At 69.3% G+C, this 15,230-nt stretch carries 14 protein-coding genes; 4 read left to right on the top strand and 10 right to left on the bottom strand.

Translation table 11 applies throughout. From position 1 onward, the window contains the following. Positions 1–28: 28 nt before the first annotated feature. The 4 genes from AC07PZ_RS12680 to AC07PZ_RS12665 are packed head-to-tail and all read left to right on the top strand — an operon-like array spanning position 29 to position 6,347. Complete coding sequence (locus AC07PZ_RS12680) at positions 29–1,654, top strand: TolC family protein (protein ID WP_495295444.1); 1,626 nt, start codon at positions 29–31, stop codon at positions 1,652–1,654. 42 nt (positions 1,655–1,696) lie between these two features. Then, positions 1,697–2,707 (top strand): efflux RND transporter periplasmic adaptor subunit, encoded by a 1,011-nt coding sequence (locus tag AC07PZ_RS12675; RefSeq protein WP_495295443.1) that lies wholly within the window; start codon positions 1,697–1,699, stop codon positions 2,705–2,707. A 16-nt stretch (positions 2,708–2,723) separates the two neighbouring features. After that, the gene (locus tag AC07PZ_RS12670; protein WP_495295442.1) at positions 2,724–4,178 is read left to right on the top strand and encodes an efflux RND transporter periplasmic adaptor subunit; all 1,455 of its coding nucleotides are present in this window, start codon (positions 2,724–2,726) and stop codon (positions 4,176–4,178) included. A gap of 6 nt (positions 4,179–4,184) precedes the next feature. After that, on the top strand, positions 4,185–6,347 hold the full coding sequence (locus AC07PZ_RS12665) for a site-2 protease family protein (RefSeq protein ID WP_495295441.1): 2,163 nt from the start codon (positions 4,185–4,187) through the stop codon (positions 6,345–6,347). A gap of 34 nt (positions 6,348–6,381) precedes the next feature. On the opposite strand, the gene AC07PZ_RS12660 is transcribed toward AC07PZ_RS12665, so the two are convergent. The 10 genes from AC07PZ_RS12660 to AC07PZ_RS12615 are packed head-to-tail and all read right to left on the bottom strand — an operon-like array spanning position 6,382 to position 15,138. Next, positions 6,382–7,146, bottom strand: coding sequence for an SDR family NAD(P)-dependent oxidoreductase (locus AC07PZ_RS12660; protein ID WP_495295440.1), 765 nt, complete (start codon positions 7,144–7,146; stop codon positions 6,382–6,384). Positions 7,147–7,162: 16 nt separating this feature from the next. Beyond that, entirely contained in the window at positions 7,163–7,615 is a 453-nt protein-coding gene (locus tag AC07PZ_RS12655; RefSeq protein ID WP_495295439.1) for a GNAT family N-acetyltransferase, read from the bottom strand. Beyond that, positions 7,612–9,045, bottom strand: a complete 1,434-nt coding sequence (locus AC07PZ_RS12650) for an amidase (RefSeq protein WP_495295438.1) — start codon at positions 9,043–9,045, stop codon at positions 7,612–7,614. Before AC07PZ_RS12650 ends, AC07PZ_RS12655 begins: the two co-directional genes overlap by 4 nt. A gap of 5 nt (positions 9,046–9,050) precedes the next feature. Beyond that, the gene (locus AC07PZ_RS12645) at positions 9,051–9,884 is read right to left on the bottom strand and encodes a polysaccharide deacetylase family protein (protein ID WP_495295437.1); all 834 of its coding nucleotides are present in this window, start codon (positions 9,882–9,884) and stop codon (positions 9,051–9,053) included. A 37-nt stretch (positions 9,885–9,921) separates the two neighbouring features. Then, the gene (locus AC07PZ_RS12640) at positions 9,922–10,653 is read right to left on the bottom strand and encodes an SDR family NAD(P)-dependent oxidoreductase (RefSeq protein WP_495295436.1); all 732 of its coding nucleotides are present in this window, start codon (positions 10,651–10,653) and stop codon (positions 9,922–9,924) included. A gap of 13 nt (positions 10,654–10,666) precedes the next feature. Further along, complete coding sequence (locus AC07PZ_RS12635; protein ID WP_495295435.1) at positions 10,667–11,398, bottom strand: ABC transporter ATP-binding protein; 732 nt, start codon at positions 11,396–11,398, stop codon at positions 10,667–10,669. Continuing rightward, complete coding sequence (locus AC07PZ_RS12630; protein ID WP_495295434.1) at positions 11,391–12,173, bottom strand: ABC transporter ATP-binding protein; 783 nt, start codon at positions 12,171–12,173, stop codon at positions 11,391–11,393. The genes AC07PZ_RS12635 and AC07PZ_RS12630 overlap by 8 nt, the downstream gene beginning before the upstream one ends. After that, on the bottom strand, positions 12,170–13,078 hold the full coding sequence (locus AC07PZ_RS12625) for a branched-chain amino acid ABC transporter permease (RefSeq protein WP_495295433.1): 909 nt from the start codon (positions 13,076–13,078) through the stop codon (positions 12,170–12,172). Before AC07PZ_RS12625 ends, AC07PZ_RS12630 begins: the two co-directional genes overlap by 4 nt. Position 13,079: 1 nt before the next feature. Then, on the bottom strand, positions 13,080–13,961 hold the full coding sequence (locus tag AC07PZ_RS12620; RefSeq protein WP_495295432.1) for a branched-chain amino acid ABC transporter permease: 882 nt from the start codon (positions 13,959–13,961) through the stop codon (positions 13,080–13,082). A gap of 22 nt (positions 13,962–13,983) precedes the next feature. Then, entirely contained in the window at positions 13,984–15,138 is a 1,155-nt protein-coding gene (locus tag AC07PZ_RS12615) for an ABC transporter substrate-binding protein (protein WP_495295431.1), read from the bottom strand. Positions 15,139–15,230 lie beyond the last annotated feature (92 nt).

Here is a 15,230-nt window from a genome sequence, read left to right as displayed (position 1 = left end):
GAAACGAATTCAAGGAAGGACGCCCGCCATGCCATCGACCCACCCCACGCACAGCACGCACAGCACGCACCGCACGAGCCGCCAGGGCAGTAGTGAGCGTCGCGAGACCTCGCCGGCGCGCAGCCGTCCGGTGGCGCGGCTGCGCGCCGCCGTCCTGGGCGTCACCGCGATCGCGCTGCTGGCGGGCTGCGCCGTCACGCCGGAGCCGCTGACCAAACCGCAGCTGACGGTGCGGATCACCCGCAACATGAAGACGCTCACCACCGGGCAGGAGCCGGTGAGCAATGCGATCAGCCTGTACGAGGCGATGGCACGCGCGCTGAAATACAACCTCGACTACAAGGTCGCGATGATGGAAGAAGCGGTGCGCGGCCAGGAGCTCGACCGGGCGCGCTTCGACATGCTGCCGCAGCTGGTGGCCAATGCCGGCTTCAATGCGCGCAACAACGAGAGCGGTGCCAGCAGCCGTTCGCTGCTGAGCGGGCGCCAGTCGCTGGAACCGTCGACCTCGACCGAGCGCCAGACCACGGCGGTCGACCTGAGCCTGAGCTGGGACGTGCTGGACTTCGGCGTGTCCTATGCGCGCGCCAAGCAGGCGGCGGACATGCGCCTGATCTCGCTGGAGAGCCGCCGCAAGGTCGCCAACCGGATGGTCGAAGACGTGCGCACCGCCTACTGGCGCGCCATCAGTGCCGAGCGCCTGATCGCCAAGCTCATGCAGCTGGCCGGCGATGTCGACAGCGCGCTCGGCGACTCGCAGGAGCTCGCCAGCCGCCGCACCACGAGCCCGCTGGCCGCGCTGACCTACCAGCGCGACCTGATCGACGTGCAGCGCCAGATCCAGGCATTGCAGCGCGAGCTGGTGATCGCCAAGGCGCAGCTCGCCGCGCTGATGAACCTGGCGCCGGGCACCGAGTTCTCGCTGGTCGTGCCGCAGCGCACCGCGCTGTCGACCGACTTCTGCATGTCGGGCGAATCCATGATGACCGCCGCGCTCGAGAACCGCTCCGAGCTGCGCGAGATCGCCTACCGGCTGCGCATGAACGAAAGCGACGGCACGGTGGCGCTGCTGCGCAACCTGCCGAGCCTGCGCACCTTCATCGGCGCGAACTACGACTCCAACGACTTCCTCTACAACAACAACTGGGCCGGCGTCGGCGTGCGCGCGAGCTGGAACCTGCTGAGCATCTTCCGCTACCCGGCCGACAAGCGCGTGATCGAGGCGCAGACCGAGTGGCTGGGAGAACGCGAACGCGCGTTGACGATGGCCGTCATGACGCAGGTCCACGTGAGCCGCGCGCAGTTCGCCTTTGCGCGGCAGTCGCTGGTCACCGCCAGCCGCTACGCCGAAGTGCAGGCCGGCATCACCACGCAGATCCAGTCGGCCTTCAAGGCCAACCAGGAAAGCCGGCAACGCATGATCCGCGAGGAGATGAACGGCCTGCTGTCGGAGGTGCGCTACGACCTGGCCTATGCCGACATGCAGAACGCGTTTGCCAACGTGTACAGCGCGATCGGGCTGGACAGCTTCACGCCCGAGGTGAGCACCCGCGACTCGGTGAAGGATCTTTCGAACGGCCTGCAGCAGCTGTGGCTGAGCAGGCAGGACACGACCGGCACCCGGAACGCCGTGGCCTGCATGGCCGCGTCATGACCCGCCGCGCCGCGGCTCCGCCTTTTCACCGGGACCTGTCTCATGAAACTCGATGAATCCCATCCTTCCGAACGGCTTCAGCCATCTTCCGGCGGCGGGATGCTGCGCTCGCTCGCCATCTGCCTGGCCTTCATGGCCGTGCTGGCGGCCATCGGCTGGGGCTACCTGGGCGACCATGGCCTGACGGCGCGGCCGCCGTCGCCGGCAGTGGCTGCCGCGCCGCCGGCCGTACCGCCGGTGCCGGCAGCATCGGCACCTGCTCCGGCGCCTGCGGCGTCGACCGCGATCGCGGCGGCCGCCGCGCCCGGCATGCCGCCCGCCATGGTCGCCATGGCGCCGACCGATGCACCGCGCGGCGAGGCCGGCGGCGTGCGGGGCGTCGTCAAGGCGAAGGACGAGGTGCTGTTCTCGGCCAAGATCGCCGCCCGCATCGCGCAGATGCCCTACCGCGAGGGCGAGCGCTTCCAGAAGGGCAGCGTGCTGGTCGCGTTCGACTGTTCGCGCATCCGCGCCGAAGCCAACGCGGCCTGGGCCGCCAACCGCGCGAGCAACCAGGTGCTCACGCAAAGCGTGGAGCTCGACAAGTACAACGCGATCGGCAAGAGCGACGTCCAGATCGCCAAGGCCAAGTCGGAGCAGACCGGCGCCGAGGCGACCGCGCTGGAGGCGCAGATGCGCGACTGCACCATCGTCGCGCCGTTCTCGGGCATCGTGGTGGAGAACATCTCGCACCAGCACGAGAACGCGGCCGCCGGGAAGGAGCTCACGCGGGTGCTCAACGACAGCGAGCTCGAGATGCACCTGATCGCGCCCTCCGCCTGGCTGAGCTGGTTGCAAAAGGGCAGCGCCTTCCAGTTCAGGATCGATGAGACCGGGCGCAGCTACGAAGGCAAGGTCACGCGGCTCGGTGCCGCGGTGGACCCGGTGAGTCAGACGGTGCGCGTGGTCGGCCAGTTCATCGGGAACCGCGAGGCCGTGCTGCCGGGCATGAGCGGCAGCGCCGAGTTCGCGCAGAACACGGCGTCGCGGCAACGTGCGGAGCCCAGGCCATGACGCGGCGGGCCGCATCATGAGCGCCGCACCGCTCGGGGAGATCGGCGGCGCTTCGGCGAAAGGCGCCGCGCCGGGCCCAACAGGCCAGGCACCGCGTGCGGCCGGCGGCGCCCGCGTGGTCGACGCCACGCCGCGCCTGCGCGACGGCACGCTGGTGCTGCTCGAACTCGAGGCCGAGATCCGCCGCCAGCAGACCGAGAAGGAGCTGATCTTTCATCTGCTCAACGAGGCCAAGCGCATCCTGCCGTTCCGCCAGGCCTTCTGCCTGCGGCGCCGGCACGGGGATGCGGCTTTCCACGTCATCGGCGTGTCGAGCCTGGCCGCGGTGGACCGCAACGTGCCGCTGATCCGCTGGATCGAGCGCATGGTCGCCCATCTGCCGGCGGAGGCGGTGCGCACCGAAGAGCCGCTGGCCTTCGGCCGCGACGCCTATGTCGATCCGGAGGAGCGCGATGCCTCGGCCTATCCGTTCGCGCATGCGCTGTGGCTGCCATTGCGCATGCACGAGGGCGACGCGCTGGGCGGCGTGCTGCTGTTCGCCGCCGAGCCCTGGAGCGATCCTCAGCAGAAGGTGGCGCGCCGGCTGGCCGAGACCTACTCGCACGCTTGGGCCGCACTGGCCGGGCCCACCCGCTTCTGGGAGGGTTGGCGCTTCGGGCGCGGCACGCGCTGGCTGATCGCGGCGGCGTTGCTGCTGGCCTGCGTCTTTCCGGTGTCGATGAGTGCGCTGGCGCCGATGGAGGTCGCCGCCGCCGACCCCGCGGTGATCGCGGCGCCGCTGACCGGCGTGGTGGCCGAGATTTTGGTGCCGCCCAACACGCCGGTGAAGGCGCATCAGCCGATCCTGCGCTTCGAGGACACCAAGCTGCGCAACGAGCTCGAGCTCGCGCAACGCAAGATGCAGGTGGCGACGGCCCGCTTCGCGAGCACCTCGCAGGCGGCGATCGACAGTGCCGACGCCAACCGCGAGGTGGCGATCAACAAGGCCGAACTGGAGCTGGCGACCGCGCAGTACGACTACGCACGCGACCTGATGGGCAAGTCGGTGCTGAGCGCGCCGGTGGACGGCATCGCGGTGTATTCGGACCGCCGCGACTGGCAGGGCCGGCCGGTGGAGACGGGCCAGCAGATCATGAAGATCGCCAACGCCGAGCGCATCGAGTTCAGCATCTTCCTGCCGGTGCAGGACAGCCTGCTGATCGAGGACGGCGCGCGCGTGAAGATCTACCTCGACAGCGATCCGCTGCGCCCGATCGAGGCGCATCTGCTGCGCGCCGGCTACCAGGCCGAGAAGACCGAGAGCAGCAGCCTGGCCTTCAGGCTCGCTGCGCGCGCCGCCGATGCGCAGGCGCTGCGCGGCCTGCGCATCGGCACGCGCGGCACCGCGCAGGTGTATGGCGGCAAGGTGCCGCTGCTCTTCTATGTGCTGCGCCGCCCGATCACGGTGGCACGGCAGAGCCTCGGCTGGTAGGCGGGCATGAGTACGCTCCGACCTGCGATGGCCCAGGGCGAGCTGCCCGACGAAGCGGTGCTGCCCGAACTGCGCGAGGAGCTGCGCTTCGACCGCAGCTCGCCGCTGCTCGACGGCGCGCCGAGCTGGAGCATCTTCGACCCGGTGCGCCATGCCTATTTCCAGATCGGGCAGGTCGAACTGGCGCTGCTGTCGGCATGGCACGGTCGCACGGTCGGCGAGATACGCCGGCTGTTCGCGCAGCAGCAGGGCACGGAGCCCGAGTCCGGCGCGATCAAGGCGCTGCTGCAGTTCCTGGCCAGCAACAACCTCACGCGCGCGCCACTGGGCGACGCGGTGAAGAGCCTGAACGCGCAAGCCAGGGCGCACGACCAGGCCTGGTGGAAATGGCTGCTGCACCACTACCTCTTCATCCGCATACCGCTGGTCAAGCCCGACCGCTTTCTGCGGCGCACGGTGCACTGGGTCGATCCGGTCTTCACGCGCACCTTCGCGTCGATCATGGTGGTGCTGGCGCTGCTGGGGCTGTACTTCGTCTCGCGCCAGTGGGACGACTTCCTGCACACCTTTCCGTACTTCTTCTCGCTCAAGGGTGTCGCCATCTACGGCCTGAGCCTGGCCTTCACCAAGACGATGCACGAACTCGGCCACGCCTATGCGGCCACGCGCTACGGCTGCCGCGTGCCGACCATGGGCGTGTCGTTCCTGGTGATGGTGCCGGTGCTCTACACGGACACCACCGACACGTGGAAGCTGCGCTCCCGCAGGCAGCGCCTGCTGGTCGACGGCGCCGGCGTGCTCACCGAGCTGTGCCTGGCGAGCATCGCGACCTTCCTGTGGGCCTTCCTGCCCGACGGGCCGGTGCGCAGCGCGGCCTTCGTGATCGCCACCACCAGCTGGATCAGCACGCTGGCGATCAACATGAGCCCGTTCATGCGCTTCGACGGCTACTACTTCCTGTCGGACATGGTCGGCGTGCCCAACCTCAGCAGCCGTGCCCAGGCCTTCGGCCAATGGAAGCTGCGCGAATGGCTGTTCGGCCTGGGCGCGCCGATGCCCGAGCCCGTGGCGCCGCGCACCGCCCGGCTGTTCGCGTTCTTCGCATGGGGAACGTGGTGCTATCGCCTGTCGCTCTTTCTCGGCATCGCCCTGGTGGTCTATCACTTCTTCTTCAAGGCCGCGGGCATCTTCCTGTTCGCGGTGGAGATCGGCTGGTTCATCGCGATGCCGGTGTGGCGCGAGATGAGTCACTGGTGGCGGATCAGGGAACGCATTGCGTTCAGCCGGCGTGGCGTGACGGGCATCGTGCTCATCGGCCTGCTGCTGGTGGCGGCCTTCCTGCCGCTCGACGTGAGCGTGAAGGTGCCCGCCGTGCTGGGCGCCACGCGCGAGGAGCCGTTGTTCGCGCCCGAGGCCGCGCAGCTCGCGCAACTGCATGTGAGCCCCGGCGATCGCGTCGGCGAAGGGCAGGTGCTGTTCACGCTGGACTCGCCGATGCTGGCGCAGGAGCAGCGCGAGGCGCGCATCCGGCTCGCGCTCCTGCAGGCGCGGCTGTCGCGCTCGGTGGCCGACAAGATCGATCGTGCGCAGACGCAGGAGCTGCTGCGCGGCGTGGTGGCCGAACAGGAAAACCTCAGCGGCCTGGCCAAGCGGCGCGCGCTGCTGCAGGTCAAGGCGCCCTTCGCCGGCACGGTGGCGGACTTCGACGCCGAACTGCATCGCGGACGCTGGATCACCGGCCGCCAACTGCTCGCGCGCGTGGTCGACGAAGGCGGTGCGCAGGACTTGCGCGGCTATGTCGAAGGTCAGCATGCCTGGCGGCTGAGCGACGGCGCCGAGGGCCGGTTCGTGCCCGACGATCCGCGGCAGGCCAGCTTCAAGGTGCGGCTGGTGAGCCTGTCGTCGGTCGCCGCGGAGGAGATCGACTCGGCCTATCTCCAGTCGGTCAACGGTGGCCCGATCGCGGTCAATGTGACCGACAAGGGCAGGGCGGTGCCCAACCAGAGCCAGTACCCGCTGCTGATGCGGCCGCTGGCGCCGCAGCGCGATGCCGTGTACCTGCACCAGATCGTCCGCGGCGTGGTGACGGTCGATGCGCGCGGCGAGAGCTTCTCGGCCAAGGTGGCGCGCCAGGTGCTGCGCGTGCTGGCGAGGGAGAGCGGGCTGTGAGCCCGCTGCGCAGCTGCAAGGGCAGGTCGCGGGCTCAGGCGACGCGCCCGCCGTCCACCGGCAGGGCGATGCCCGTGGTGAATGCGGCGTCGTCGCTCAGCAGGTAGAGCACCGCCGCCGCGATCTCGTCCGCCTCGCCGAAGCGGCCCAGCGGAATGCCCGACAGCATGCGTTGCGCACGCGCCAGCCGCGCGTCGCCTTCGCCGGCCTGCGCGAAGCTGGCCTCGGTCATCGGGCCGTTGATGGTGCCGGGGCACACGCAGTTCACGCGGATGCGCTCGGCCGCATGGTTCAGCGCCAGGCTGCGCGTGAGCATCGTCACCGCGCCCTTCGATGCCGAATAGGCCGACAGGAAGGGCGAGCCGACGAGCCCGGCGGTCGACGAGAACAGCACGATCGCGCCGCGCCCGACTTCGCGCATCTGCGGCACGAAGGCGCGCGCTGCCAGCCACGGGCCCTTCACGTTGACGGCGAAGAGCCGGTCCCACTCGGCCTCCTCGAGCTCGATCGCCGGCCTGGCCGGGCCGAGGATGCCGGCGGCGGTCGCCAGCAACTCGACCGGGCCGAGCGTGCGGCGTGCCGTCTCCGCGGCGCGCGCGACGTCCGCGGCCGAGGCGGCATCGCCGACCACCGTCACCGAGCCCGGACAGCCGGCGGCCGTCGCTGCGAGCCCTTCGGCGTCGCGGTCGAACAGCAGCACGCGCGCGCCCTGTTGCGCCAGTGCCAGCGCGGTGGCCTTGCCGAGACCGCTGGCGGCGCCGCTCACGGCCGCGATGCGGCCTTCGAAGCGTCCGGTCATGTGCGACTCCCGATGGTCAAGGCATGGCCTTGCGGTACTGGACGAAGCCCGAGCGCTCGGCGACCTTGTCGTAGAGCTTCATCGCATCGACGTTGGTCTCGTGCGTGAGCCAGTACACGCGCGACGCGCCGTGCTGCCGCGCCGCGTCGTAGACGTGCTCGATCAGCTTGCGCCCATGTCCGCCGCCGCGCTGGTCGGGCTGGACGAACAGGTCCTGCAGGTAGACATAGTCGCCCGAGGTCCAGGTGGAGCGATGGAAGATGTAATGCACCAGGCCGACGAGCACGCCGTTGCGTTCGGCGACGGCACAGTGCATCGGCTCGGCGGCGTCCAGCAGGCGTGCCCACGTGCCGTCGGTCACCGCGGGCGCGATCTCGACCTTGTAGAAGCGCTGGTAGCCCTCCCACAAGGCGCGCCAGGCATCGGTGTCGGCAGGCTTCAGGAGGCGGATGGAAACGGTGTCGGTCATGGTGCGGTTCCTCGGTTGGGTTGCCAGGTGCCGGTCGCCTCGATCTGGGCGGCCAGTTGAAGAATGATGTCGTCGCGCCCGAGCCGCGCGATCACCTGCGTGCCGACCGGCAGGCCGGCGGCGGTCCAGTGGGTCGGCAGGCTCGCGGCCGGCTGCCCGGACGCATTGGTGAGCGCGAGGAAGGTCGAGTAGCGGCCCATGCGGCGGCGGAAGTCGCGGAAGCTGCCGGTCATGGCCAGCTCGCCGAGCGGCGCGGGCAACTGCACCAGGCCCGGCGTCATCAGCAGGTCGACGCCGGACAGGCACTGGTCCATCAGCCGGCCGATCGCATGGAAGCGGTTGATCGCGGCCGCATAGGTCGCGGCCGATACCGACTTGCCCATGTCGTAGCCGTCGCGGATCGCCGGCTCCAGGTCGTCGTCGTGCAGGCCGCGGCCGAGCACCTTGAGGCGGTTGTCGACCGACAGCACGATGTTGGCCGCCAGCACCTCGGCGTGCGCATCGACGAAGGCGTCGTAGTCGAAGTCCGGCGTGGCCATCTCGACCATCTCGTGCCCGAGCGACGCGCACAGCCGGACGGTGGCGTCCAGCGCCTCCAGGCATTCCGGCGCGATGTCGATCCCGCCGAAGGGCTTGCGCCACACGGCGATGCGCAGCGGGCGGTGCAGGCCTTCGTCCAGCGACGCCATGAAGGACTGGCCGAACACCGGCCCGAGGTACGGCGCGCCGGGCTCGGCGCCCGAGATGGCGTCCATCGCCGCGGCGGTGTCGCGCACCGTTCGGCTCAGCACGCCGTCGACGGCCAGTCCGCCCCAGCCCTCGCCGCGGAACGGCCCCATCGGCACGAGTCCGCGCGATGCCTTCAGGCCGAACAGGCCGCAGCACGATGCGGGAATGCGGATGGAGCCGCCACCGTCGCTGCCGTGCGCCACCGGCACGATGCCGGACGCCACGGCGGCGGCCGCACCGCCGCTCGATCCGCCGGCCGAACGGGTGCGGTCCCAGGGGTTGCGCGTCGGGCCGTGGTTGCGCGCGGCCTCGGTGGTCGGCGCCATGCAGAGCTCGGGCACGGTCGAGCGGGCGAAGGGAATGAAGCCGGCCATCTCGAAGCGGTCGACCAGCGTCGCGTTGCGCGTGTAGTGCATGTCGTCGAACAGCCGCGAACCCAGGCTCGACGGCAGGCGCGTCGACGCCAGGCCCGAGTCCTTCAGCAGGAACGGAATGCCGCGGAAGGCGCCGCGCGGCGCCCAGTCACGTGCCACGGCCAGCGACGCCTCGTACTGCGCATAGGTCAGCGCATTGAGCGCGGGGGCGCGTTGCTGCGCGAGCCGGATCGCGCACTGCATCAACTCCTCGGACGTCACCTCGCCGGCGCGCAGCAGCGCCGCCAGGCCGAGGCCGTCCAGTCTCTCGTATTCGTGATCTTGCATGGGGCTCAGGCAGCGGCCTCCGTGCGCGCCCAGGCTTCGGCCACTTCGCCGCCACGCGCAAACCACACGTTCGGGAAGCCCTGCATCCAGGCGATGAATTCGCGCAGCATGGCGATGCGCGCGGGCCGGCCGATCACCTGCGGATGCATCGTCAGCGAATAGAGGCCGCCCCAGCGGTAGATCTCGCGGAACTCGTCCTTCCAGACTTCCAGGATCTGCTGGTTCGACACGATGGTGCGCGGCGTCTTGATCGAGAACAGCGCGAAGGGTGCATCGTCCAGGCTCCAGTGCACCGGCAGCTCGACCGGGCCGGGCGTGCCGTCGGCCAGCACGTGGCGGTACGGGTTGATCTGGTCCATCAGCGAGCTGTCGTAGCGCAGGCCGTACTTCTGGATCAGCGACACCATGTTGTGGCTGGTTTCCCAGGCCGGCGAGCGGTAGCCCAGCGGCTTGACGCCGACCGTCTTCTGCAGTGCCTCCAGGCCCTTCACGAAGACTTCTTCCTCTAGCTCCGGCTTGTCGGGGTCGATCCACTCGTGCAGGTAGCCGTGGTGCCCGACCTCATGGCCGTGCGCGAGCACCAGCTCGACCTTGTCGGTGTGGCGCTCGGCGGTCCAGCCGGGCACGAAGAAGGTCGCGGGCACGCCGGCTTCGTGCAGCGTCTCGACGATCTTGGGCACGCCGACCTTGGCGCCATAGGTGCCTTGCGACAGCGTGCCGGGCCGCTTGGCGTTGGCCGGGTCGCGCGACAGCCAGAGCGTTTCGGCGTCGAAGTCGAAGGCGAGCATCACGGCGCAGCGCGCACCGTTCGGCCAGTTCACCGGATCATTGGGATTCATGGGTTGTCCTTGCTGTGGTTGTGGGGTTGCAGCGGCATCAGGCGTGCGAATGGCAGGCGAGCCAGCCGCCGTCGACCGCGATCACCTGGCCGGTGACATAGGAGGCGTCTTCGCTGCAGAGAAAGGCGATGACCGACGCGACCTGCGCGCCGGTGCCGATCGCCTTCAGCGGCGTGGCGTCGACCATCGCCTTGTTGTAGTCCGCGTCGTTCGTCAGCCGATGGGCCGTCATCGCGGTGTGGATCACGCCCGGCGCAACGGCGTTCACGCGGATGCCGCGCGCCGACAGGTCGGACACCAGCTGCCGCGTGAGCTGCGAGATGCCGGCCTTCGACACCGCATAGGCGGTCGAGCCGGGGAAGCCGGTCTCGCCGAACACCGAGGCGACGTTCACGATGCTGCCGCCGTCGGCCAGGTGCGGCAACACGTCGCGCGTGAGCCGCAGCACCGCGCGCAGGTTGACGCCGAGGATCCGGTCGATCAGCGCGTCGTCCGACAGCGCCAGCGCCTTGGAGCCGCCGATGCCGGCGTTGTTGACCAGGAAGTCGATCGGGCCGCCGAGTTCGCGCGCGGCCGCGACCACGCGCGCCGGCGCGTCGTCGGCCGACAGATCGACGGCGAGGCTGCGCACCGGCAGCGTGCCCAGGTCGCCGGTGTCCAGGTCGACCGCGAGCACCTTCGCGCCCTCGGCGACGAAGCGCTCCACGGTGGCCCGGCCGATGCCCCGGCCCGCGCCGGTGACGATCACGTTCTTGTCCTTGAATCGCATGGTGTGCGCTCCTTCAGGCGGCGGTGGCAGCGGCTGGCGCCGCGCCGAGATAGAACTGCTGCAGCGACGCCATGTCGACGTCCGGCCCGTTCACGCAGGAATGCGCGACGCGGCCTTCGCGCAGGATGTGGATCTCGTCGGCGAGCTCGAGCGCCATCGAGACGTTCTGCTCCACCAGCAGGATCGACAGGCCGCGGCTGCGCAGGCCGCGGATGATGTCGGCGATCTCGCCCACGACCTTCGGCGACAGTGCGGCCGACGGTTCGTCGAGCAGCAGCATGCGCGGCTTGGCCAGCAGTGCGCGGCCGATCGACAGCATCTGCCGCTCGCCGCCCGACAGCAGCCCGGCCAGCGCCTTCTTGCGCACGACCAGGCGCGGGAAGAGGGCATAGACCTCGTCGAGGTCGCGCCGGATCTGCGCCTTGTCGTGGCGCCGGTGGTAGGCGCCCATCAGGATGTTCTCTTCGACCGACATGCCGGCGAAGACCTCCTTGCCCTGCGGCACCAGCACCAGGCCGTTGCCGGCCATCTGGTGCGCGGGAACGCCGTCGATGCGCTGGCCGTCGAGCACGATCTCGCCCGAGCTCGGCACCACCAGGCCGGCCAGCGCCTTCAGCGTGGTCGACTTGCCCGAACCGTTGCCGCCCAGCACGGCGGTGAGCCCGCTCTTCGGCACCGAGAAGGACACGCCGTACAGCACCTTGGAGCGGCCGTAGCCGGCTTCGATGTTCTTGACTTCAAGCATGCTTTGCCCGTCCCGTACCCAGATAGGCCTCGACCACGCGCGGGTCGTTGATGGCGACCGATGGCGCCGCGTCGGCGATCTTCTCGCCGTAGTCGAGCACCACCACCCGGTCGCACACGGCCTGCACCACGCGCATCACGTGCTCGACCAGCAGCACCGTCACGCCGTAGTCCGCACGCATGCGCTGGATGACCTCGATCAGCCGGTCGACCATCGGCGGCGACAGGCCGGCGGCCGGCTCGTCGAGCACGAACACGCGCGGCGCCGTCGCCAGGCCGCGCGCCAGCTCGACCATGCGCTGCTGGCCGATCGACAGCGCGGTGGCCGGCTGGTCGATGAACTTCTCGAGGTTGAACAGCGACAGCATCTCGATCGCCTTCGCCCGCACCGATGCGTCTTCGCGGCTGGCCGAGCCGAGCCGGAAGATCGATGCGCCGTAGCCGGTCTTCAGGCCGGGCTGCATCGCCAGCGCGATGTTGTCGGCCACCGACATGGTCGGGAACAGCCGCAGCATCTGGAAGGTGCGCGCCACGCCGGCGCGGGCGATGCGCCAGGGCGCCGTGCCGGAGATCCGCGCATCGCCCATGTACACCGCGCCGGAACTCGGCGGCAGCACGCCGGTGACGATGTTCGCCAGCGTCGACTTGCCCGAGCCGTTGGGCCCGATCAGGCCGACGATCTCGCCGGCACCCACGTCGAAGCTGATGCCGTTGAGGGCCACCAGGCCGCCGAAGCGGCGCGTCACGTTGTCGAATCGCAGCAGTGGCGCCGTCATTTCTTCTTCCTTCCGGCCCAGGCGCCGAACACGCCTTCGGGCATCACGATGACCATGACGATCATGAGCAGGCCATAGATGATGAGTTTGTAGTTCGCCGCGAATCCGAGCACCTCGGGCAGCGCGGTGAACACCACGGCGCCCAGCAGCGGGCCCCAGATGGTCCCGCGGCCGCCGACCACCACCATCGCGACGATCGTGGCCGAGCTCAGCACCGTGAAGTCGTCCGGCGTCACGCCGCGGATGTGGTGCGCCACCAGCACGCCCGCCGCACCGGCGAGTGCCGACGCGAGCACGAAGGCGGCGAGCTTGCTGGCCGTGGTGTTCAGGCCGATGGCACGCGCCAGCACCTCGTCGTCGCGCACCGCCTGCCAGGCCTTGCCGAGCCGCGAGTGCGTGAGCAGCCAGCCGATGGCGACGCTGGCCACGCTCAGGCCGAGCGCGAGGTAGTAGAAGCGGTCGATCGACGCGAAGCCCTCGACCGGCTGCACCTCGATGCCGAACTGTCCGCCCGTGAGCGACTTCCACTGCGTGAGCGCGAGATAGACGATGGTCTGGAAGGCGATCGTGACGATCGCCAGGAAGTGCCCGCGCAGGCGCAGCGCAGGCAGGCCGAGCAGCAGGCCGCACAGGCCGGAGACGACCATGCCCGCGGGCAGGTTCGACCAGAAGCCGGTGCCGAAGTCGCGCTGCAGGATCGCGGCCGTGTAGGCCCCGATGCCGAAGAAGGCCGCATGCGCGAAAGAGAACTGGCCGGCCCAGCCCATGACCAGGTCGAGGCTCACGGCGAGCATGACGAAGATGAAGATCATCACCATGATGTTCAGGACGTAGCCGCCCAGACCCATCATGGGCAGCAGGGCCAGTGCGCCGATGGCGACCAGCAAGGCAATCAGTTGGCGCATGTCAGGAACGCTCCGTGGATTGGCCGAACAGCCCTTGCGGCCGGATGAGGAGCATGGCGATCACCAGGAAGAAGCCGATCATGTCGCGCAGCTCGTTGCCGATGTAGCCCGACACCATCGACTCGATGACGCCCAGGCCCACGCCGGCCAGCACGGCACCGCCGATGCTGCCCATGCCGCCCAGGATCACCACGGTGAAGGACTTCATCACGAGCATCGCGCCCGAGGTCGGCTGCACCAGGAAGACGGAAGACATCAGCGCGCCCGCAACGCCGGCCATGGCGGCCGCGATGGCGAAGGTGATGACGGCGACCTTGCGCACGTTGACGCCGCTGATCTGCGCGACGGTCGGGTGCTGTGCCATGGCGCGCAGGGCGCGGCCGGTCCAGGTGAAGCGCAGCACCAGCAGCAGTGCGGTGACGATCGCGACCGTGACCGCGACGATCAGCACGCGCTGCCCGGTCAGGAAGACGGAGCCGATCTGCACCGGCACGTTCGCCAGGTCGGTCTTGAGCGACTGCGGCTGTGCGCCGAAGGCGAGCAGCGCGCCGTTCTGCAGCATCACCGAGAGCCCAAAGGACGCGATGATCGCGTTGCTCGGGTCGCGCTTGGCCAGCGGGCGGAACACCACGCGTTCGGCCAGCATGCCGAGTGTCGCGAGGCAGACGATCACGACGATGAGCGTCGGCACGAGCGGCAGGCCGAACACCGCCGATGCCGTGACGGCCGCATAGCCGCCCAGCATGTAGAACTCGCCGTGGGCGAAGTTGACGATGTTGAGAATGCCGAAGACCAGGGTCAGGCCGACGGCCACCAGCACGTAGCTGGCGCCATTGACCAGCCCGTTGGCCAGGAACTGCGGGAACAGGCTGAGCAAATCCATTGCGGAACGGAACCGGGTTCGATCAGTCGAACGGCAGCCACTGGCGCTTGCCGTTGCGCACCACGGCCAGGCCGATCTTGAAGCTCACGCTGCCCTTGTCGTCGAACTTGGCGACGGTGCCGTCCGGACCCTGCACCAGCGGCACGTCCTTCATCGACTTGAGCGTGGCCTGCATCGATGCGCCATCGAGCTTCGGCGCGCGACGTGCGGCCTCGATCAGCAGGTGCATCGAGTCGTAGCCCAGCGCGCTGTACACGTCGGGTTCCTTCTTCATCTTCTGGCGGAAGTCCTGCGTGAAGGCCTGGCCGACCTTGTTCGGCGTCGACGGCTCGAACATCGACGACACGGCGAAGCCTTCGGAGGCGGGACCGGCGAGTTCGATCAGCTTGTCGCTCATCATCGAACCCGAGCCGACCAGCTCGGCCTTCAGGCCGGCTTCACGCGACTGCTTGATGATCTGCGCGCCCGCGTCCATCAGGCCGGCGATGTAGATCGCGTCGGGCTGCTTGGTGCGGATCTTGGTGAGCACGGTGTAGAAGTCGCGCTCGTCGGGGTTGTAGCTCTCGGTGCCGACGATCTCGCCGCCGTACTGCGGGATCACCTTCTTCATCTGGTCGGCCAGGGACGAACCGTAGATCGAGTTCTCCTGGATCAGCGCGACCTTCTTGGCGTTGAGCTTCTTCACGATGTCGCGTGCGGACTGCTCGCCCTGTTCGTCGCTGCCGGGGAAGGCGCGGAAGAACCACGGGTCGCCCGCCGTGTTGGCCTCGGTCACGTTGGACGAGGTCGAGCCGGCGGACACCATCGGCACCTTGAACTCGCGGCTGACCTTGGACGCAGCCAGCGCCACGGCGCTCACATAGGTGCCGCTGATCGCGATCACCTTGTCGGACTCGACCAGCTTGCGCACCGCCGTCACGCCCTTGGTCGACGAACCTTCGTCGTTCTCGATGAAGAGCTGCACCTTGCGGCCGTTGACGCCGCCCTTGGCGTTGGCCTCGTCGGCGGCGAAGCGCACGCCTTCGAGGATCGAGGTGCCGGCCAGCGCGGCCGGGCCGGTCAGCGGCAGCATCACGCCGAGCCGGATCGGGTCGCCGGCGCCCTGGGCGGCGGCAAAGGGGACAACGGCGGCAGCCGCCAGCGCCAGCAGCGCACGACGCATCACGATTCGCTTCATTTCAAAGATCCTTCTCAGGTGGGAGTCACAAAAAGCTGTCACGGGGAAAGCGCACCTCGATCGGTCCGGAATCACCAATCTGGGTCGACTGT

This window comes from Variovorax sp. GW821-FHT10B04 (assembly GCF_059415645.1).
The sequence above is the reverse complement of the archived record's forward strand: the minus strand, read 5'-3'. Positions and strand labels throughout refer to the sequence as shown.

What these genes read in the sequence shown, in the direction of transcription:
- AC07PZ_RS12680 (WP_495295444.1), top strand. Translation starts at nt 29, where the DNA reads ATGCCATCGACCCACCCCACGCACAGCACGCACAGCACGCACCGCACG.
- AC07PZ_RS12675 (WP_495295443.1), top strand. Translation starts at nt 1,697, where the DNA reads ATGAAACTCGATGAATCCCATCCTTCCGAACGGCTTCAGCCATCTTCC.
- AC07PZ_RS12670 (WP_495295442.1), top strand. Translation starts at nt 2,724, where the DNA reads ATGAGCGCCGCACCGCTCGGGGAGATCGGCGGCGCTTCGGCGAAAGGC.
- AC07PZ_RS12665 (WP_495295441.1), top strand. Translation starts at nt 4,185, where the DNA reads ATGAGTACGCTCCGACCTGCGATGGCCCAGGGCGAGCTGCCCGACGAA.
- AC07PZ_RS12660 (WP_495295440.1), bottom strand. Translation starts at nt 7,146, where the DNA reads ATGACCGGACGCTTCGAAGGCCGCATCGCGGCCGTGAGCGGCGCCGCC.
- AC07PZ_RS12655 (WP_495295439.1), bottom strand. Translation starts at nt 7,615, where the DNA reads ATGACCGACACCGTTTCCATCCGCCTCCTGAAGCCTGCCGACACCGAT.
- AC07PZ_RS12650 (WP_495295438.1), bottom strand. Translation starts at nt 9,045, where the DNA reads ATGCAAGATCACGAATACGAGAGACTGGACGGCCTCGGCCTGGCGGCG.
- AC07PZ_RS12645 (WP_495295437.1), bottom strand. Translation starts at nt 9,884, where the DNA reads ATGAATCCCAATGATCCGGTGAACTGGCCGAACGGTGCGCGCTGCGCC.
- AC07PZ_RS12640 (WP_495295436.1), bottom strand. Translation starts at nt 10,653, where the DNA reads ATGCGATTCAAGGACAAGAACGTGATCGTCACCGGCGCGGGCCGGGGC.
- AC07PZ_RS12635 (WP_495295435.1), bottom strand. Translation starts at nt 11,398, where the DNA reads ATGCTTGAAGTCAAGAACATCGAAGCCGGCTACGGCCGCTCCAAGGTG.
- AC07PZ_RS12630 (WP_495295434.1), bottom strand. Translation starts at nt 12,173, where the DNA reads ATGACGGCGCCACTGCTGCGATTCGACAACGTGACGCGCCGCTTCGGC.
- AC07PZ_RS12625 (WP_495295433.1), bottom strand. Translation starts at nt 13,078, where the DNA reads ATGCGCCAACTGATTGCCTTGCTGGTCGCCATCGGCGCACTGGCCCTG.
- AC07PZ_RS12620 (WP_495295432.1), bottom strand. Translation starts at nt 13,961, where the DNA reads ATGGATTTGCTCAGCCTGTTCCCGCAGTTCCTGGCCAACGGGCTGGTC.
- AC07PZ_RS12615 (WP_495295431.1), bottom strand. Translation starts at nt 15,138, where the DNA reads ATGAAGCGAATCGTGATGCGTCGTGCGCTGCTGGCGCTGGCGGCTGCC.